The following is a 19,038-nucleotide window of genomic DNA, read 5'->3' on the forward strand; positions in this document are numbered from 1 at the left end:
GCTTGGGTTAAAAAACTCTTCCCCATTCTATCGTCTTTCTATAAGAGCCGCACCCAAATCTAATTTACTGCCAAACTGGCAACACAGCAATGCTAAATTCCTTTTTAATAAATATATACCTAACAGATCGCACAAATCAGCCATCCTGTGCCGTAATTGATGATCAGCTTGGCTGTGCTGTGAGGGGTAAAACCCTTCACAACACAGCCAGTTTTTTTATAGAAATGTTTTTATAGCAATCGGTTGGTGTTGCCAAATTTCTAAATTCAAGGGACCTAGAGTCAACCTACTACTTGAATTGGACCCGTGGTACTGGCACTAAAGAATTGCTGCACTAGAGGATTATCTGTGGTATCTATCTCCCCAACGCTGCCAGACCACTGTACTTTGCCTTTGTAGAGAAAAACAACCCGGTCAGCGGTGCGGCGAATTGTACTCTCCTGATGGGTGACCATTAGGTAAGTACTACAAGCGTTTTCGTCCCGTTGTATCTGGCGCACTAAATCTTCAATCACTGTTGAAGCGATCGGGTCAAGTCCAGCGGTTGGTTCATCGTAGAGTAACACCTCTGGGTTGTCCCTGGGATTATCAGGATTGTACATTATAGCACGGGCAAAACTAACTCGTTTGCGCATACCTCCTGATAATTCAGCTGGGTAGCGGTCTCCAACACCAGATAAACCTACCATCTCCAGGCTTTGATTGACTAATTTCCTAATTCGATGATGTGGTAGTTTAGAGTGCTGGTAAAGCAAGAAACCCACATTCTCTTCCACCGTCAGCGAGTCAAACAACGCTGCTTGCTGAAATACCATACCAATGCCAATGGGATCTTGAGCATCTTCTATTAAACCGGAGCGCCGTTGCCCTTTAACATAAACTTCACCAACATCAGCAGGTAGTAAGCCAGCAATAATCCGAAGAATTGTTGATTTTCCGGTTCCAGAAGGACCAATAATGACTAGGGCATCACCCTGATAAATTTTTAGATCCAACTGATTCAAAATGACATTGCTCCCAAACGATTTGCTCACTCCCTTCAGTTCAATTAGTGGTTCTGGCATCGGATATTTCTGACATTTTTCATTGTCTTCTCCATACAATGTATAACCTCTTCATCAAAGAGAACGACTTTTTGGTCATCAGGAAATTCTCCTGTATGCAGGCGCACAGCCACTTGTCCTAACCCCTCGCTATACAGAAGTTGCTTAAACAACAGGTTGTCCGTAAAGGACATAATGTGAGCAGCAATGGCGCACTCGCCTTCCCAGCCAAAGTCCACATCTAGTTTAACGTGATGCCTTTCATGAATACATCGGTAAATTAAGTTGACGTCCTTACCTAGTAGATCTGATTCATTATATTGGGCGCTGATTTTAACATTTCCTTGTTCAAAGTCCGCTTTGATGTCATTCAGACATAGATCTGCTCCTCGAAAGTAGGGTTGGTAGTCAACGTACTCAAAATTGACCCCTTGCAGTTCTACCTTTGCTAAGTCAATCACAAATTGACGAAACTCTTTAACTAACGATATAGGAGCTTCATAGGCTGGAGCTGTCATATAGCCCTTGGCTAATTCTTCAATTGTCATTATTATGATCTCCTCCTGTCCATACATGACCTCCTAAGAATTCTTAGAGAACTTCTGCATTCACAATTTATTCACAACTATTAGTAGAGGATAAGTGATATAGTCTCCCTAATAGTCCCATCATCTATGGGGGGGTTAACCCCCTGACTGTGTAAATCCTATGTTGGCAACAAAAGAGTTAAAGCTTCCGCGTTAAATTCGTAACGCTTGGAAGCCAAGTTGGGTTTCTTCTAAATTGTGATATTTCTTGACAATAAAGACGTCGCGACAACCACTTAAACAATCTTTAAGAATCAGCAAGAGTTCAAAAAGCTTGCCGTGAATTCACTTAAATACTTCTCGGGAATAGTGCAAGAGCTTTACCTGATTTTGATTTCAGAGGCACCATAGCAGGTTATTTGAGCAATCTCACCCTGACAAAGGCTTTCTTAATAATATCTAAATCATTCAAACCTCTTCAAGAGCCCATTAAATTAACTCTTCCCGCTCCGGTCATCAGTAATAACACGTACATAGCTAACACTCACTCAATTTCGGTTACTTCACATGGATTCGCTCTAACAATCTATGCACCGAAAATCTAGCTATTGATTCCATAATAACTATGTTCTTAGGGCTAATCACGGATAGGATGGCTGGACAGATATTACTTATTATTATCCATATCCAGACAAAAGCAAATCTATAATCAGTGAATTTACGTAATCGTCTCTTGGGTTATAGGGGGAATTTCCAGTATTATCAATAGCTGTAAATGTTAACGTTTACCTTTCTTACTTACGTGCTTGACCCTAATGACTTCCTTTTCTATTTCACCAGCGAGATGACAACCAATCGAGAATCAGTGAATTTACGGACTCTGGGTTTTCGTCATGAGGGCAGTGACCAGCCTTAGGAATTCCTACAAATTTTACGTCTTTACCCTGATGACTCTGTTTTTGGAAGATGGTAGCACCAGAAATCGGTGTCCAAGGGTCTTCCTCTCCCCAAAGAATGAGTAGAGGACTTTGTAACTTCGGTAAAAGTTCACTAGGTCTAGGACCAGGAGGAGCAGTAAGAACTGATGCAAATACCTTTTGAGCACCGGGATCACAAGCAGGCTGGTAGATTAACTCTACAAGTTCCTCTGTAATGGCATCTGAATCACAGTAGACTTGACGGAGGGTGCTGCGGATCCGATTTTTCTGGCGGATACGGTTAAACAGGAACGGTCCAAAGGTTGGAGAGTTCACTAACCTGGTAAAAGCTCCCATCACCAACCGCAAAGGTAGATTTAGCTCTTCAGGGCGGTGATTGAGTCCACCAGCACAATTAATTAAGACACCACCAGCAGCAATCTCAGGATAGTTTGTTACCACCATCAGACTTAACAGAGCACCAATGGAGTTACCGATAAATACGGTAGGTTCGTTGATGTAGGTATCCCAAAAGTCCTTTATTTGTTGTTGCCACAACTCTACGGTGTAGGATAAGGCAGGTTTATCAGAACCTCCGAATCCCAGCAGATCGATGGCAAACACTCGATAACCCCCTGCGGCTAGGACAGGAATATTCTTGCGCCAATGTCCAATGGATGCCCCAAAACCATGAACCAACAGTAGAGGCTTACCAGTCCCCATTACGGTGTATTCAATCTGGTTACCTTGCCAGTTCCAAACATGGTTTTCCGTCGTGTGGTGTGATATTGAAGTTTGTGTAGACACAGCTTTATGTTAACTTTAATTAACCTACTCATTTTAATATTACTAAACATTTAAGGACTAAGTTGATTCTGGATGATAAATTAGTTATAATAAAACTGGTATTAAAAGACGATTAAACATGACCTAGCAAGGATTGATCAGGTCAAGGCTTCAATATCAGCTTTCCACTCCCAGGAGGATTTCACTTAACCCCGCCTTGGTAAGTGGCGATGTAAGTGACGATATCGCGCATTGTATAATTTGGGATAATAGTGACCTGAAAGCTAGACATGGCAATGATTTTGGGGCGCTTATCACCCTCACAGAACATGAACAGATTAAATACAAATTAAATTTAGATGCGTGGCACGCTTATGACTTAACGTTGATTGACTTCTAGTAAACCCGCAGGAGGCGTAATCTCAATCCGACCATTTTCGAGATCGACCACTGGCGCGATCGCTTTCACAAACGGAATCAACACCGTTGCTGGCTGTGGTTGCTTCTTAGCCTTGGATTGGCGTTTCTTGCTAGTTCGAGTGGGTGGTGCAGTTTCCGCATCGGTTGGGGGGGGTTGCACTGAAGATTGCAATTTGACTTTCAAAAGGTCATTACCAGCTGGGATCACATCTACGACTACTCCCACAGCTTCACCAGTGAGTTGATTAAAGACTTCAAGGTCAATCAAGTCTAAGATGTGATACTCATCTTCCTCTAACTCTGGGCGATCGCTGGCTGGTACCAACAGTTGATAACCGCGCAACGCCTCTGCCTGATCCCGGTTGTCTACCCCCTTTAGCTGCACAACATATAACCCTTTAGCAGGGACAAAACGTCCCCAAAGTAATTCTACGGGTTGGGGTGGATTATCCCGTGGTGGTTTTAACCAGCGCTGTCCTGGCTCCTCAAACCTCTCGGGAAAGTCAGAACTGGGATAGACTCGCAACTCTCCTTTTAGCCCATGGGGGGAAACAATTCTACCGATTTCTAGCCAGTCGTCATTGGTCATTTGAGCATTTTTAGGTAAGTGAACTAAGCACTAAGGGCAAGGTATAGCACTACGCATTAAGCTTAGGACATTCCTAAACTCAGCAAACTTAGTCATAGCTTACTTTTGACTTCTGACGCAAGAACCTTGCTGACTTGCGCGTAGCGCTATAGTACCATCATCCCTAAACCGGTCCGAGAGCGTGGATAGCGCGGACCTGTCATTTTATTTTATCCTGATTACCGGCATTTTGCTCAGAAAAAATAATAGAAAACACACTATAAATTGCCAGTAGAATTGTCTATAAATTTTCCAATAAAATCGGCTAATATGTTTCCTCAATCTATCAATTACTATTCTGGCTAAATTAAGGGCAATTAAAATCTATGAAATTACTCGTTTTTTCCTAGGAAAATAATAAACAATTTAATTATAAAAATTATCAATATATTTTATAGGAAGTATAACCTAGACAGGATGCCGACACTAACAGGGCTTGTGGGCTTCTGGATTTTAAAAACTCTTTTATAAACGTTATAGATGCTAACAGTCTAATCAGAGTTGCTTCAATCAACGCAATTCGGCATTAGCTCACCTTCGAGAGCTGAATGGCTTTATGGAAGGGATTGAGATTGTCGAGCTTCTCTTGATGCCGGCAATGCCAGCGGACTAGGACAATTGTCTAGATTTGACCAATCTCAATCATATCTTTGACTGCATCATAAAGCTGAATTACACTAAATTATTCCTTTATCCTCATAAAAATTTATATAGCAAATGTTTAGCTATTTGTCAAACTTTTTATACATTCTTGGAGAAAGAAAACTCCGACTTATCCCTCTTCTGTTATTAATCTTACTAACCTCCCTCTTGGATACTGTAGGTATTGGACTTGTAGGGCCATTTATGGGGTTAGCTACTAACCCAAGGTTGATTGAACTAAATTCTCGGCTGCATTGGGTTTATGTCAAGTTAGGTTTAACTTATGAAGTTCAGTTTATTGCCTTACTAGGTTTAATCATTATTGTTGCCTTCTGGACTAAATCCTTATTAAGTTTCCAAGCTCAAAAATATATCTTTAAATTTAGCTTTACTCAGTACGGTGAACTATCATCAAATTTGCTCCACGCCTACTTGGTAGCACCTTACACATTTCATCTTAGTAAAAATACGGCTTTTTTGATCAACACGGTTTTGGAAGACTCTGGAGTTTTTAGTGTAAAATTTATGATTCCTTTCCTAAAAACCGTAGCTAGTTTTATTATTATAGTATTTTTAGTTGTTTTACTAATAATCACAGATCCAATCGCAACAATCACTCTAGCCTTGGTTTTACTAATTCCCTTGGGAATTATCTACCAATTTAAAGACAAAATTTCCGAATGGGGAAAAAAAGTATCTCAATCTAAGGAGGAAATGATTCGCATCATAAATCATAGCCTTGGAGGATTAAAAGAAACACGAATTATTGGTTGCGAATCTTACTTTGAAAGGCAAATGAGTGCTCAAGTCGATCAACTGGTTAATGGCATGACATCGTTTCATACTTTCCAAGCTTTGCCTCGCATTATAATTGAAGCGATTTTAGTGACATTTTTAGTAGCTTTTGTATCTATAGTGTTAGTCTTTAACCTTGGAACAGAAAATATTATCCAAGTTTTAGGTATTTTCGCTTTGGCTTCTGTGCGCATGATTCCAGCATTTAGTCATTTAACATCTAATATTGCTTTGATGCGAAACTCCAGCTATTCGATTAATAAAATATACTTGGATTTAAAAGAGTTAGAAAACATTGAAGTAGAGAAAATTTTTGAGCCTACATATTTATCAGATTTATCTCCCCTATCCAAGCCTAATACTCCCTCAGAGCAATTCAGGTATTTTGCCAAGTCCATTGACATTAATAGAAGTCTATCACCGGAGGATAATCAAATTGAAATTAATAGAATTACCTACCGCTATCCCAAGGTTTTAGACCCTACTATTATGAACATATCCTTGACTATCAACAAAGGTCAATCTATTGGTTTAATCGGTAAATCAGGCTCAGGTAAGACAACATTAGTTGATGTTATTTTAGGTCTATTAGCTCCTGAGAGTGGTGAGATTAGGTACAAGGGTAAATCGATATATAATAATCTGCGTTCCTGGCAAAATTTAATTGGCTATATCCCACAGTCGATTTTTCTGATAGATGACACAATCGAAGGAAATATTGCCTTTGGTTTTCCAAAGCATTTGATTGATCGAGAACGACTAGATCAGGCTATCCAATCTGCTCAACTTGCGGAGTTTGTTGAGCAATTGCCTGAGGGAGTTAAATCTGTTGTTGGTGAACGGGGAGTGCGTTTATCTGGTGGTCAACGCCAGCGCATAGGAATTGCTCGCGCACTTTACCATCAGAGGGAAATTTTAGTCTTAGATGAGGCGACTTCTGCACTAGATAATGAAACTGAATACTTGGTTAATGAAGCAATTAAATCCTTGAATGGCACTAAAACGATGATTATCATTGCCCACCGTCTCTCCACTATTGAACATTGTGATTGTATCTATTTACTCGATCAAGGTCGTTTAGTGAAGTCAGGTACTTATCAAGACATTATTTTAAATGAACAAAGCCTTAATTTTTGAATTGGAAAGACGCAGGAGCAGGTTAGTTATAGCAATTCTCTCTCCCATGAGGTGCAAAGAGATCCCCCTAAATCCCCCTTAAAAAGGGGGACTTCAGCTGCACCTAAATTTCCCTTAAAAAGGGGGACTTCAGCTGCACCTAAATTTCCCTTAAAAAGGGGGACTTCAGCTGCAATATCAAACCTGCTCCTAAATGACTAGCTTACTTTTACCAAAACTAAATTATCTTCTTCCTTTGTTTCATAGCTTTTCAAGGGTTTGTCTGCAGGTCCTTTCGTTACTTTGCCATCTAAATCAAATTTAGAACCGTGGCAAGGACAGTTAAATATTTTATCCTCTTGCTTCCAATCCACGCTACAGCCTTGGTGAGTACACCTAGGGTTTACGGCAACAAGACTATTGTTGCTCAGATTACGCACGACTAGAATATCTGCTATCTTGTCGCTAATTTTGCCTTTTTCTTCTAACTCCTGCACTGTGCCAACGGCTTGGAATCCATCCTCTCGCACCGACTTATCAATCTTAGGGCTTTCCTTTTCTGTTGCTTGTGGCTGACTTTCCTCAGCACTACAGGCAGCTAATGCTACTGGTAGATAAGTAGCTAATGCACCAACACCAAACCAGCCCATAAATTTACGACGATCCATAGTATACCTCTACCTGGAAAACGATTTCTTTTAATAATAAACCATAATTAACAATTAATTATATTATCTCTCAAACCAGGAATTTTTAATCGAAAACATGACCAGCTAAATTAGGTTGATAATTTCTTCCTCATTAGTTGGTATTATGCATTTTTAGTTGGTTTTAATTAATTTTAATTCTCGTTAGCCATAACTGGTTGATTTTGACTCCATTGTTTCACTATATTTTTACTAGATTTAGAGAGCAACCAACGGTTATGTCTGGTAGCTGCAGCTGCTACAAATAATAAGTCTAAACCAACTAGGGTCCCGACAATCAATTCTGAGCCACCAGTACTAAATCCATAACTGTGTAAACCAGTACCGAGAACAAAGTTAACGCCGTACCAAGCCATCAACACAGCATTAAAACAAACTACACTAATGACTGCCATCCCAAAGTCTGCTAACCATCCTACCAGACGACCATGTAAGGGGACTATGTAACACATTAGGGCAATCAACGCCCAGGTTTCTTTGGGGTCCCAACCCCAGAAGCGACCCCAGGAGAAGTGCGCCCAGATCCCACCGAGAATAATGCCAGTAGTGAGCAGTAAAACACCAATTTGTAGGACTCGATAGTTGAATTTTGATAGATGGGCAATTCGTTGAAAGGATTGGGGAGCAACTAGATAATGTCCTAGAATAATATGTCCTAATCCCATCGCTAAGGCAAAACTAGCATAGCTGAGGGTAATGGTGGGAACGTGGATACTGAGCCAGAAGTTGTCCCGTAGTACTGGTACAAGGGGGGCAATACTTGGATCTAGGACGGCTGGAAGACTGTCTGCTAGAAGTAGACAAAGGATTGATAAAGGAGCAGCGGCTAACAGATAGTATTTTGCTTGGTAGATTAGCTCAAATACTAGGGCAATGGCGGCAATCCCAAATCCAACCCAGACTACGGATTCATACATATTGGTGACTGGGGGACGTCCGGCAATTTCCATGCGGGTGATAAAGCCGTAGCCTTGGATGAAAAGACCTGTGAGGAAAATTCCTACTGCACCTGAGTAGAGGTCGAATTGCTTGACCCATAATCCTAATAACAGGACTAGTAATGCGATCGCATAAATTTTCCAGGCTTTACTGAAGGGGCGAAAACTAGAGAAGTTAACTTCCCGTTGCAGCAAGGAATCCTTGGGGTAAATTTCAGGGCTAAGAGCGGCTAACTGCTGATGTAGTGTTTCCGCGACTTGCCCAACTTCAACATTAGTCAGTAGGGGATCTAAACGATAGGCTTGTTTGAGTGTTTGGTAACTTTGCTGTAGAGGGGTAATTTGTTCGTTGGTGTAATACTGTTGCGATTGAGGTATGCTTACCCAAGTGCCTTTACTCTCGCTGGGATGGGGAACTAGGGGTAGGGTATCAGTACCTACCGTGCGTAACATTAATGCCAGTCTGTCTTCTATTGTCAGGGCTTCTCGTTCGTCTCTAGTTAACTCAATGTTGTCCGCTTCTTTTTGATTGGCTTCCAGAACGATGGCACCTAGGTTGGAACTGACTAATTCTCCGAAGGAGAAGTATTTTCGTTCTAGGTCAAGACTGATTTTTTCTTTGAGGGGGCGGTAGGTAAGTAGAATGAAGGGTTCTTGGTTCCAGTCTCGGTTATTAAACCATAGGGATAGGTAGGTTTGGAGATAGTTGAGGGTTTGATTGTTTTCTAGGCGGTAGTTAGTGGAACCGTGGATTTTGGCTACGGTTTCTCGGGCTACGGTGTCTAAGGGTTTTTTGCGCCCATCAAGTTGGACGGCTAGGGTTTGTAAGGGGTCTAGGGGTGATGGTTGGAGTTGGGTTGGAGGTATGATCAGGATTACGATTCCGAGACAAAGTCCGATCAGGAGTTGGAGTGGTTTCATCAGAGGACAGGAGTAAACGCTAAACAGAAGTAAACGCTAATCTGAACTAGAACAAAGTATGCTAGGGAGAATGATAGTACAAGGGAACTCCGGACTCCTCTGGCTGGCGGCGCAGTTTTTTAGCTATCCCTCGACCATAGAACATGATGGTGATGCCACCGATTACTAGACCGGAGCCTGTCCAGGTTAAAGCAGTTACCCAGGCTGGTTCTCGCTTGATTTGTAGGGTTGATTGTTTTAAGTCACCGGGATTCCAGGAAGCTTGGGCTATTTTCCAGCCTTGATACCAGGTGGGATGGTTCATCCAAACGTTGCGCTGGGAGATGACATGGTGATCCCGGTCTTCGAGCCGGATTTTGCTAGTCCACATAGCAACGGAATCACTGCCTTCATTGCGTTCAACGATGAAGTCTTCTAATGCGATCGCAAACGGCAGTTGCAAGAGTTTGGGACTAAAGGCAGCAAAGATTTCTCCTGTTGGTTCGTTAATAGTAGTCGGTTCGCCCCAGGGTAACCAGGTTTGGGTTCCCGTGTCGGTGCTGACTAATAAAGCTGGTACTCCCTTAACGGTTGAGTCAAATACAGGTATGACCTCACGATTGATTTTGCCATGGGGAATATACTCGTCTAGGGTAATTTGGAAGTCTGCCCAACCGGGACTTACAGCTTTTCCAACCTCTAAAGTCCCAGATTTAAATCCTTTCGAGGAATGGGCAGCGTAGAATAGCTGACCTGATTGAGTCACGATCACCCGGAAATAATCCTGTGATTCCTGGGGTTGAATGTTATAGCTAATCTCAATTCCTTCTTGGGGTTCTCCTGATACCACTGAACGAATTGGGGGAAAGTTTTCCTTTCCAAACACAAACCAGCGTTCAAGCCCTTCTGGTGTGGATACCTCTAACTGTACTGCGGGATTTCTCAGTTGTTGGGAGGCCGTGGTCGGTTGGTTTTTGGCGTCTAGTCGGAAATCCGGCCAAAAATCGACGACTTTGACTGAGGAGTCTGGGGCTTGGGATGACAGAGCTTGTTTTATATCGATAATCTCTGTATTTATATTGTCCCTTTCTTTTGACGTTACCTCGATGCTTCCCCAAGGACTCAGGTTTTGTTCTTCAGGGGGGGATAGCAGAGATTTTCCTTTTCCTGTCGCTACCGTATCAACCTGAATGATTTCTAATTCAGCTGGCCCAATCCCTACTTTGCTATAGGCTACTGGGGCTACAGCTATATACCGCTCTAGGGTTTGCCCCATGCGATCGCTTTTCAAGCGTAATCGCACTGCTGGATTATCTACTGCTAGATTATCTGCCGTTGCCCCTTCGGTAAAACTAACTGTTTTGATGGTGTTGTCGCTGTAGCCTACCAAAGACAGTTTACCAATTTGCTTGGGGATGACTGAACCATCTGGCTTGATCAATACATCAGCCTGCTGCAACTCTGATGATGGTGTCATCACTTCCAACAATTCCCCTTCAACCCGAATCTGATTGCTCGAAGCCGTATCGGTGCGCAAAGGTAACATGCCCTCTACACCTAAGTGGATTACAGCTGCTGAACCAGCGATAATTACGATGATACCAAGATGGGTCAGAGCAAAGCCGATTTTACGCGCACCTCGCCAGGGATAGCGATACAGAGCTGAGACTGCTAAGTTGAGCGCTAGTAGGAACATTAAGGCTCCAAACCACGGACTTTTGTAAATCTCCTGTTGCACGGTAGTTGACCCGACCTGAGATTCGTAAAACGTCGCCCCAATTAAGATAGCGACAATAATACTAAGTAAAGGGACAGCTAGTTTAATCGAGCCAATAAATTTCAAGGTATGCTCAAGCATATAGCAACCCTAGGTTATTTGTGAACATACTGGTCAATCTTGGAAGCACATAACATGGTTCAGTAACTAGAAGGTAATCAGGAATAGTTTTTACCAATAATTTATAACTTATCTCTATATAATATACCCTGGTATCAAACAATTTTATCAACACAAGCTTTTTCCTAAATTATGTTTTTTTTGCTTTTTTAAAACTAAGCGATCGCTTAGTTTTAAATGCCTTAACCTCATGAACTTTTACCATAAATTACAATTTATACTGTATTCACTTATACATTGAGCAAGGTTTTCATATTAAAGGTGTAGTCAATTAGCCTACTAAATTAAACATTACTCAACTATTCCGTAAACGCGATCGCTAACATCAGACTTAGATACTGGCCATAAAGCGCGTCTGTCTACAATTTCCCATCTGTAAGGAATTGTCACTAACACCAGACCCAATCCAGATCACGTTTGAGGTTATCTATGCTGTTGTACACGAGTCCATCTAGCCAACTCACCACAACCAATCCTGAGGAAGTACTGAAGCGATATGCTAGGGGAGAACGGGATTTTCGGGGCATAAATCTGAGTGAGGAAATGTTGAGTTGGGTAGATCTTGAGGGGATAAATCTCAGTGGTGCTCAGCTTTATGTATCTATCTTAGAAGGGGTTAACCTTACCGAAGCGAACCTTACTAGAGCTAACCTCAGTTGGATAGACTTAACTGCAGCTACTTTAATCAAGGCAAATTTGACTGAAACTAACTTACACAAAGCCGATTTGCGTGGAGCGGATTTGAGTGGTGCTAACCTTCAGGGCTCAGATTTAAGTGGTGCTAACCTTATGGGTGCGGATTTGAGTGGTGCTAACCTTATGGGTGCGGACTTAACTAGTGCAGTAATGTCTCATAGTTTTGATATCGGTATCTTAAAGTTGGCAGCTTTCTAGACAGATCTTGTTTCTGGGTTGTTTTGTTGAAGGTTGTGTTGTTGAATGTTGAAGGTTGAAGGTTGTTTTGTTGAATGTTGAAGGTTGAAGGTTGTTTTGTTGTTCGCCTTTGGCGTCCGAAGTAGGGTAGGTTGTTTGGTTTAAGGGTTAATAACCTGTAACTTTCTAACCTGTAACTTTCTAACCTGCAACTTTCTAACCTGCAACTTGTCACCTATGGTAATCCTGTTTTCAGGATAATAGCTCTTGCAGCACTTTAGTGATAATTGTTTCATGGATTTTGCCAACTAGGATTTCTTTCTCTTGCTGATTAGTGTCTAGAAATGTGAATTGAGGCACACCAGTCACTCGGTATTTTTCAATCGGTTTAGCCCACTGGGGGTCATCTACATTTAGCATCACCCAATTGACACTTTCTCCATACTGCTGGTGTACTTTGTTTAGGATGGGAGCCATGGATTGACAAGTGTTACACCAGTCAGCGTAAAATTCTATTAAAGTGGGCTTATTATTGCTCAAAGCAACTTCATAAGGTAGGGATTGTTTTACCATTGTTTTGATTAGAGCTAACCCAGCCACGGTCGAAGTGCTAAGGCTAGATACATCAGAACGAGTTAGGAAAAATGTTCCAGCTGCGAATACAACAGTGATTATTCCTACAACAATGCTGAGTTTTGCCCTGAGTTTTCCTTTCTCACTATTCATTATAGTATTTATCAATTGGGTGATGTCTAAATTCCTGGGTTGTAGGGAGCAGGGAGCAGGGAGCAGGGAGCAGGGAATAAAATTTAGATATACCTGACTAGACTAGGAAACGCTATATTTCATGATATAGCATTTACCAATATATCATGAAACAAAATACTGAATTATCATAACACCAAAAAATCATCGTATCTCTTTACTACTGTTGCCTATTGCCTGTTGCCTATTGCCTATTGCCTGTTGCCTGCTCCCTATTCCCTGTTGCCTATTCCCTATTCCCTATTCCCTGTTCCCTATTTACTGATAGTAATAGGCGATAAATATGTGAAATACTAGCATCACAAAGAAGACACTGACTAGGAAGATATGGGTGGATAGCCAGATAGAGCGTAGATTACGAATTAGGGGGCCTTTAGATATACCCGGTAGAATACTGCCAATGCCATCCTTTGCTGGCACCCAACCAAAATATTTTCTAGGAGATTCCAGCACCCCAGTTTCCGCCACAACACCTACTAGAGCCGATAGAGTTACACCAAAAAATACCCACAGAAATATAGAATTAAAATTCTTCCCTGTCGCCCCAATGGTATGAATTAATGTTGTTCCTAAAAGGGCGACTCCCAGAAAGATATGTAAACTCCGCCACAGCTGTATGGAACCAGGAATAGTAAACTTAATCATCCAGCCACTACTACGCTTTCTAGCCGTTAGTACCATCTCAAACAAGACAAAGGCTAGGGATAGATAGCCGGTAATTTGCTTATAAAGTTCCCCTTGTAAAAGCTGATACCATTTAAAATAATTGTCCCGCAGCATCGGTAGATAAAGGGGACTGAGGGCAAAGGGAGTCAGAATTACCACACAGATGAAGGTGAGGATGATTAAGGTAGAAAATTTGGGCTTCATAACATAGTGGCTTTTCGGTTAAACCTATTTTGTAAGCATTCAGCAGTCAGCAGTCAGCAGTCAGCAGTCAGCAGTCAGCAGTCAGCAGTCCGCAGTCAGCAGTCAGCAGTCAGCAGTCAGCAGTCCGCAGTCAGCAGTCAGCAGTCAGCAGGCAGCAGTCAGCAGTCAGCAGTCAGCAGTCAGCAGGCAGCAGTCAGCAGTCAGCAGTCAGCAGTCAGCAGTCAGCAGTCAGCAGTCAGTATTTGGGTGATAGCTGATAGCACCTCAAGTAGCGTGCGCGTAGCGCATAAGCTGATCGCTGATCGCTGATCGCTGATCGCTTAAACATTTCCCCTAAAAATTAGGTGCCTTTTAGAGGCAGATTAATGATTATGCCACCCATGACTTCGCCCATCTCAAAGACTTTGTCGGGATAGCGCTCTTTGTGTACAGGATGGGTGTTGTGGCAAGTGATACAGGCTTCAGCGACAGCTTTATCAGGGTAGACGGCAGAATAATAGGTTGTACCGGCAATTTCTTGATAGTCTTTGTAAGGCTCACCGGTTTCAACCACTTCTGCCATCGCTTTCTTTTCAAATTCAGATTTTGGCGCTTGGTTATCGTTGATATTCCAAGGGGAAATTAAGCCGTAGGTAAACTCTCCGTTGTCAGCAGCAATCTCTGCTCCTAGACGGAACATCTGAGCTGGTAGCGGAATACCACCAGTTTGTTGCCAACCTTCAGTGGCTTCAGCATCAACTACTCCCTTTGGCTTGTCTTTGCCTTCTAATTTCTTCAAGCGGTTAATGACGTGCTTGGTATAAGCGGTGCGGTCTGCTAACAGCACGGTATGGATATAATCCACAACTAGTTCTGGAGCAACACCTCCAGCTTGCTGACTGGAACCGCCGCCACAAGCTACAACAGTGACGCAAATCGCTAAACCTAAGGCAATTAATCCCACAGCTTTGGTTTTCATGCGATGTAGCAATGTCTTGATTGCCATGATTTCGTATCTCCTCTCGTTGTATTTAATTGGTATGACGTGGCTATGACGTAGCTATGACTAGGGCTAGGAATGATTAGCGTTAGCTAGTAGCGTTAATTAGTAGCTTTTACTACTAGTAGCGTTAATTAGTAGCGTTAATTAGTAGCTTTAGTTAGTAGCTTTAACTACTAGTAGCGTTAATTAGTAGCGTTAATTAGTAGCTTTTACTACTCTTCAGCCTGACTCGACCGTTTCTTCTCAAATGCACGAACTAGATCAAAGGTTTCTAGCTTCAGGGTAGGAGGTTGAGAAAAGTTTTCCTCCACTAGCTCATCGTCGAAGATGCTGTTATAGCTATACTCGACGCTGTGACAGTTCATACAAACTTCCTTAACCATGCGATCGCGTGGTTTAAGAGTAAACGTATTGTTGTGATTAACGACAATTGTGTTTTCTGTATTTTCCAGCTGCTGACGAGGTAGATGACAGGTAGCACAGGTCACCGATTCACCATTAGGTCTGGGTAAGGTGCCTTGGTCAGCAAATAGTTGGGCATGCTTTGAGTTTTGATAGTTGAGGGAGTGGCTGTCATTATGACAGGTCAAGCAGGAATCTACAGAGGCTTGCCAGGTATCTACAGAATGGACATTGTGACAGCTGTTGCAGTTCATTTGCTTGTCCATCGCTGACTCTTTCATCGGCAAATGAGCCATTGCTGGTGTCAAGGGAGATAGTCCTTCTGAGATCCGAATGCCATGCTTACCATACAGAAACGTTTCAACCGCTACCTCATGGCAACTTTGACAACTTTCCTGGGTTGGTTTAACCACTAATTCTTTAGTGTCAGAGTCTTGGTGACAGCTAGAGCAGTTAACGTCTGCTAAGGCATGAGCACTGCCTTGCCACAACTGATTAATCTCAACTAATTCCGCTTGGGAAAGCGATGCAGCGGCGTCTTTGGGCACACCCCCATTGGCTACATCAATAACGTTGTTTGCGTTACCTCGGATAGCGCTGACCAATACCAACCCAATTAGGACGAGTACAATGGCAATCAGTTTTTTCATGACTCGCTCCCCAGGAATTCTTCACCTAAATCGGGAGTAGGCGCTTCTTCTAATTCCCCAGTAACTGTCCGCTCCAACAGTACAGGTTCTGGCAACATCGGCAACTGATCGATATTCTGACGCAGGAATCCTGTAGAGATGGAGCGGTGGTCGTGGAAGTTATGACAGCCTGCGGTCCAGCAACCATCCCGAGTAAATCCTGTATGACTGGCATCATCACCGGTGATGATGCCTTCATGGCAAGCCATACATAGGTCTGGCTTGAGGTGAACTCCTCGCCCAAACATATGGACGTGTTCGTTATGACAAGCAGTACAGGTCAGTACATCTATCTTGGTTAAAAGTTCAGCCCAACGGGGGTCACGGAACTTTTTAGCTCCGTGAGCATCTGCTGCCATTTCCGCTTCGTGACAGCGCATACAGGTTTCGTTGGTGACCGGTTTAAACCCTTCATGACAAGAGTTACAGGAGACCTCAAACAAAACATGCCCCTCCGAGGTAGTGCCAGGAAGGAACACACTGCGATGATCTAACGCGAAGGCAGCGGTTAACCACGTTAGTAGGATCACCATCACACCGATGATGACTACCTTGGATTGGAGAATAGTGGGCTTAAAAAACTTACCCAGATTGCTTGCCATTTATTTTTAACTATTTACAACCCCATGGCTTACAAGAGCATGGCCAGGATCAGGGTAACAATTGCACCAGCTCCAAACACTCCACCGAATAATGGCCAGTTAATGTTGGTTTCCGGCACCTCATACTGTTGGGGGCTGGCTGTTGTCGCCTCTGGTTTTGGGGAATCTAACTCCACTTCTTCAGAGGAATAATCCGCACCATCCAACATGATGGTGGTAATCGCTCCGTAGGCATCTACCCAGGCTTGCTTGACCTCTGGTGTCCAATCCGCACCCAAGTATTGCTCAAAGGTTTTTAGGAGGCTATTGCCCACTAATGGATAATGTTCTGGAAGCGCTCCATACTTAACATGTCTCGCTCCTAGTCCTTTGAGGGCTGCACCGAGGGTATCTGGTTTGCGTAGATTTTCTACTACCAGTACCAAGGAAGCCAGCAGTTTTTTCTGTTGCGCCACCATATCTGTGGTATCGAACAGAGGCTGGGCGGCTGGATAATCGGTGAATAGATTTTCGTAGAAGCTGGCTACAAATTCTGTAGCGCGAGGCTTAACCTGATCAAAGCTTTGTTCTAATAGTTCAACTTGTAAAGACATTGTTCTATATTACTCCGTGTGATTTACATGTTATTTACATGGGATTTAACTGTTAGTTTGGCACCCAGCACCCGATAATTACTTAAGCCCACTTCTGGGTTGGGGTTATTGAGGTTGAGAGCTTGACATCCGCTAAAGGTAGATGCCCAGTGGAGATAACCTCCCACCAGGCAGGATGTAAAGATGTCTAACTGTGTAAGGTTCCCACTGACTAACTGACTAAGTCGATGTGATTAGATCAATAGTCCATATCGAGATCTAACGATAGGTTTCACAATTGGGAAACATCGTAGCTTTTGTTACAAATAATTTATAAAAATGAATAGTATGCATTAAACTATTGCATGTAATACATTTTCGATTTGATAATTAGGCTTTGGTTGGAGAACGCTTAAATTAGAGTCCGATATTCGGGTCGGAAAATCAGCTGTTCGTCGGATCAGTCTCCTCTGTGATCGAGATAGTAGTCAAATGCACTTAATTTGGTTGGTGCAGTTAATTTTTTATTGCCGTGAGGCAACGATTAAACAATGCTGAACATTTTAAAACAAGCCAGTCTTGCTGGACAGCAGGAAAATTTTTCATTACTAACTCACCATCTTCAGCAGTTGTCCTTAGGGAAAAATGGTCAGACACAGCAGCGGTTAAATGATGAAGAATTTAACCTAGCCTTGAGTCTGGGATTACAGGTGCTCAAGAGTGGGGATTTTCAAGAAAAATGGGATTTAGTAAAGGTGCTACCAAAACTGGGGAAAGCTGTTATTGCTCCTGTAATCAGCATCTTAGAAGATGAAGCACTAGATTTGGAAGTCCGTTGGTTTGCTGGTCGAATCTTAGGTCAGTTTGATGACCCGGCAGTTGTGATGGTGCTAGTCAAATTGCTGAAGGATGGTGAGGATGAAGAGTTAGCCTATATGGCTTCTGAAGCACTGGCCAACATTGGGACTTCAGCAGTGGCGGCTTTAAGCCGTTTCCCAGAATCCCCAGAGGCCAGATTATTGGCAGTGCAAGCCCTGGCTCATATTCACCGTCCGGAAGTGATTGAGCCATTGCTGAGTGTGGTTAATGACCCCAGCTGGGAAATACGGGCTACTGCTATTGAAACCCTCAGTAATTTTCGCTCACCTTCAATTACTCCAGTGCTGCTGAACGCCTTAAGCGATAATGTGGCAGCGGTGAGGAAAGAAGCGGTGATTGGTCTAGGGTTACTACGCACTCTGTTGCCAGATTTAGATCTAGTCAAGCGGATTAAACCATTGCTTTATGACCTGAATTTGGAGGTTTGCCACCAAGCTGCGATCGCACTCGGGCGTTTAGCTACCTTGGACGCCCATCAAGCGTTAGTTAAGGCACTCCAGTCACCAGCTACACCAATCAGTTTACAAATCGAGATTGTCCGTGCTTTCAGTTGGGAGTTTACTACCAATTCCCTACAACAGTTACAAGCAGTGCTGAGGGAGGCAGCCACACCAGTCTGTCGGGAAATCATTAGCGTCCTGGGGATGGTAGAGTCAGACTATTTGAAACCCAAAGCGGCTGAGATTTTGATCGACTTTTGTCAATCAGGGCAACTGGCTACGGAAGATCAGCAAATCAAACAAACTCTAGCTATGTCCCTAGGACAATTAGCTCAATTTGAATCAATACCCTTACTCAAAGACTTGGTCGCAGACTCAGATCACTCCGTGAGCTTGCATGCGATCGCAGCCCTGAAAAAATTCCCATTGTAAATTTTGATTGTAAATTCCCAGTAAATTCCCATTAGTCTAGGTGCGTCAAGCCTTCAGGGCCTACCGTTGCTAACGCTTGCATTTTTTTGTGCTATACTCTATACTTATGGTTTGATTCAGAAGTGGGCTACCCCTTAACTCAAATCCCTAAGGTGGACGTTAATTGAGGAGAGCCGATCTGAGCCATCCATAGAGACAACATAAAAATCAATAAAA

At 42.8% G+C, this 19,038-nt stretch carries 17 protein-coding genes; 4 read left to right on the forward strand and 13 right to left on the reverse strand.

Annotation, left to right across the window (positions count from 1 at the left end):
- Positions 1 to 281: 281 nt before the first annotated feature.
- From BJP37_RS16025 to rimM, 4 genes are all read right to left on the reverse strand, one after another.
- A complete protein-coding gene (locus BJP37_RS16025; RefSeq protein WP_075900218.1) occupies positions 282 to 1,064 on the reverse strand; it encodes an ABC transporter ATP-binding protein in 783 nt (260 codons plus the stop codon).
- Positions 1,049 to 1,591 (reverse strand): hypothetical protein, encoded by a 543-nt coding sequence (locus BJP37_RS16030; protein WP_075906149.1) that lies wholly within the window; start codon positions 1,589 to 1,591, stop codon positions 1,049 to 1,051. Before BJP37_RS16030 ends, BJP37_RS16025 begins: the two co-directional genes overlap by 16 nt.
- Before the next feature lie 812 nt (positions 1,592 to 2,403).
- On the reverse strand, positions 2,404 to 3,294 hold the full coding sequence (locus tag BJP37_RS16035) for an alpha/beta fold hydrolase (protein WP_075900220.1): 891 nt from the start codon (positions 3,292 to 3,294) through the stop codon (positions 2,404 to 2,406).
- Between the two features lie 358 nt (positions 3,295 to 3,652).
- Positions 3,653 to 4,282, reverse strand: a complete 630-nt coding sequence (gene rimM / locus BJP37_RS16045; protein ID WP_075900224.1) for a ribosome maturation factor RimM — start codon at positions 4,280 to 4,282, stop codon at positions 3,653 to 3,655.
- A 768-nt stretch (positions 4,283 to 5,050) separates the two neighbouring features.
- On the opposite strand from rimM, the gene BJP37_RS16050 reads away from it, so the two are divergent.
- Positions 5,051 to 6,895 (forward strand): ABC transporter ATP-binding protein, encoded by a 1,845-nt coding sequence (locus BJP37_RS16050; RefSeq protein WP_229415329.1) that lies wholly within the window; start codon positions 5,051 to 5,053, stop codon positions 6,893 to 6,895.
- A gap of 197 nt (positions 6,896 to 7,092) precedes the next feature.
- Here BJP37_RS16050 and BJP37_RS16055 read toward each other — a convergent pair whose 3' ends face one another.
- From BJP37_RS16055 to BJP37_RS16065, 3 genes are all read right to left on the reverse strand, one after another.
- Positions 7,093 to 7,542 (reverse strand): QcrA and Rieske domain-containing protein, encoded by a 450-nt coding sequence (locus BJP37_RS16055; RefSeq protein ID WP_075900228.1) that lies wholly within the window; start codon positions 7,540 to 7,542, stop codon positions 7,093 to 7,095.
- Between the two features lie 173 nt (positions 7,543 to 7,715).
- A complete protein-coding gene (locus BJP37_RS16060; RefSeq protein WP_075900230.1) occupies positions 7,716 to 9,440 on the reverse strand; it encodes a cytochrome c biogenesis protein in 1,725 nt (574 codons plus the stop codon).
- Between the two features lie 61 nt (positions 9,441 to 9,501).
- Positions 9,502 to 11,277: a cytochrome c biogenesis ResB family protein gene (locus BJP37_RS16065; RefSeq protein WP_075900231.1), complete on the reverse strand. Its 1,776-nt coding sequence runs from the start codon at positions 11,275 to 11,277 to the stop codon at positions 9,502 to 9,504.
- A gap of 468 nt (positions 11,278 to 11,745) precedes the next feature.
- Between BJP37_RS16065 and BJP37_RS16070 the strand changes: the two genes are divergently transcribed.
- Positions 11,746 to 12,210: a pentapeptide repeat-containing protein gene (locus BJP37_RS16070; RefSeq protein WP_075900233.1), complete on the forward strand. Its 465-nt coding sequence runs from the start codon at positions 11,746 to 11,748 to the stop codon at positions 12,208 to 12,210.
- Positions 12,211 to 12,441: 231 nt separating this feature from the next.
- Here the strand turns inward: BJP37_RS16070 and BJP37_RS16075 are convergent, their stop codons facing one another.
- Entirely contained in the window at positions 12,442 to 12,915 is a 474-nt protein-coding gene (locus tag BJP37_RS16075; RefSeq protein ID WP_075900235.1) for a thioredoxin domain-containing protein, read from the reverse strand.
- 297 nt (positions 12,916 to 13,212) lie between these two features.
- Positions 13,213 to 13,824, reverse strand: a complete 612-nt coding sequence (locus BJP37_RS16080; RefSeq protein ID WP_075900237.1) for a hypothetical protein — start codon at positions 13,822 to 13,824, stop codon at positions 13,213 to 13,215.
- A 6-nt stretch (positions 13,825 to 13,830) separates the two neighbouring features.
- Between BJP37_RS16080 and BJP37_RS16085 the strand changes: the two genes are divergently transcribed.
- Entirely contained in the window at positions 13,831 to 14,133 is a 303-nt protein-coding gene (locus tag BJP37_RS16085; RefSeq protein ID WP_075900239.1) for a hypothetical protein, read from the forward strand.
- Positions 14,134 to 14,164: 31 nt separating this feature from the next.
- On the opposite strand, the gene BJP37_RS16090 is transcribed toward BJP37_RS16085, so the two are convergent.
- The 4 genes from BJP37_RS16090 to BJP37_RS16105 form a co-directional block, all read right to left on the reverse strand.
- Positions 14,165 to 14,809, reverse strand: a complete 645-nt coding sequence (locus BJP37_RS16090) for a Tll0287-like domain-containing protein (RefSeq protein ID WP_075900241.1) — start codon at positions 14,807 to 14,809, stop codon at positions 14,165 to 14,167.
- Positions 14,810 to 15,018: 209 nt separating this feature from the next.
- A complete protein-coding gene (locus BJP37_RS16095; protein ID WP_075900243.1) occupies positions 15,019 to 15,858 on the reverse strand; it encodes a cytochrome c3 family protein in 840 nt (279 codons plus the stop codon).
- On the reverse strand, positions 15,855 to 16,499 hold the full coding sequence (locus BJP37_RS16100) for a cytochrome c3 family protein (protein ID WP_075900245.1): 645 nt from the start codon (positions 16,497 to 16,499) through the stop codon (positions 15,855 to 15,857). Before BJP37_RS16100 ends, BJP37_RS16095 begins: the two co-directional genes overlap by 4 nt.
- A gap of 29 nt (positions 16,500 to 16,528) precedes the next feature.
- Positions 16,529 to 17,092 (reverse strand): globin family protein, encoded by a 564-nt coding sequence (locus BJP37_RS16105; RefSeq protein WP_075900247.1) that lies wholly within the window; start codon positions 17,090 to 17,092, stop codon positions 16,529 to 16,531.
- A 530-nt stretch (positions 17,093 to 17,622) separates the two neighbouring features.
- Here BJP37_RS16105 and BJP37_RS16110 point away from each other — a divergent pair.
- On the forward strand, positions 17,623 to 18,822 hold the full coding sequence (locus BJP37_RS16110) for a HEAT repeat domain-containing protein (protein ID WP_075900249.1): 1,200 nt from the start codon (positions 17,623 to 17,625) through the stop codon (positions 18,820 to 18,822).
- The last annotated feature ends 216 nt before the right edge of the window (positions 18,823 to 19,038 follow it).

This window comes from Moorena bouillonii PNG (genome assembly GCF_001942495.1).
GTDB lineage: Bacteria > Cyanobacteriota > Cyanobacteriia > Cyanobacteriales > Coleofasciculaceae > Moorena > Moorena bouillonii.

Coding starts and splice junctions, on each gene's coding strand:
- BJP37_RS16100 (WP_075900245.1), bottom strand. CDS start 16,499: ATGGCAAGCAATCTGGGTAAGTTTTTTAAGCCCACTATTCTCCAATCC.
- BJP37_RS16090 (WP_075900241.1), bottom strand. CDS start 14,809: ATGGCAATCAAGACATTGCTACATCGCATGAAAACCAAAGCTGTGGGA.
- BJP37_RS16105 (WP_075900247.1), bottom strand. CDS start 17,092: ATGTCTTTACAAGTTGAACTATTAGAACAAAGCTTTGATCAGGTTAAG.
- BJP37_RS16075 (WP_075900235.1), bottom strand. CDS start 12,915: ATGAATAGTGAGAAAGGAAAACTCAGGGCAAAACTCAGCATTGTTGTA.
- BJP37_RS16070 (WP_075900233.1), top strand. CDS start 11,746: ATGCTGTTGTACACGAGTCCATCTAGCCAACTCACCACAACCAATCCT.
- BJP37_RS16025 (WP_075900218.1), bottom strand. CDS start 1,064: ATGCCAGAACCACTAATTGAACTGAAGGGAGTGAGCAAATCGTTTGGG.
- BJP37_RS16055 (WP_075900228.1), bottom strand. CDS start 7,542: ATGGATCGTCGTAAATTTATGGGCTGGTTTGGTGTTGGTGCATTAGCT.
- BJP37_RS16030 (WP_075906149.1), bottom strand. CDS start 1,591: ATGACAATTGAAGAATTAGCCAAGGGCTATATGACAGCTCCAGCCTAT.
- BJP37_RS16060 (WP_075900230.1), bottom strand. CDS start 9,440: ATGAAACCACTCCAACTCCTGATCGGACTTTGTCTCGGAATCGTAATC.
- rimM (WP_075900224.1), bottom strand. CDS start 4,282: ATGACCAATGACGACTGGCTAGAAATCGGTAGAATTGTTTCCCCCCAT.
- BJP37_RS16110 (WP_075900249.1), top strand. CDS start 17,623: ATGCTGAACATTTTAAAACAAGCCAGTCTTGCTGGACAGCAGGAAAAT.
- BJP37_RS16095 (WP_075900243.1), bottom strand. CDS start 15,858: ATGAAAAAACTGATTGCCATTGTACTCGTCCTAATTGGGTTGGTATTG.
- BJP37_RS16065 (WP_075900231.1), bottom strand. CDS start 11,277: ATGCTTGAGCATACCTTGAAATTTATTGGCTCGATTAAACTAGCTGTC.
- BJP37_RS16080 (WP_075900237.1), bottom strand. CDS start 13,824: ATGAAGCCCAAATTTTCTACCTTAATCATCCTCACCTTCATCTGTGTG.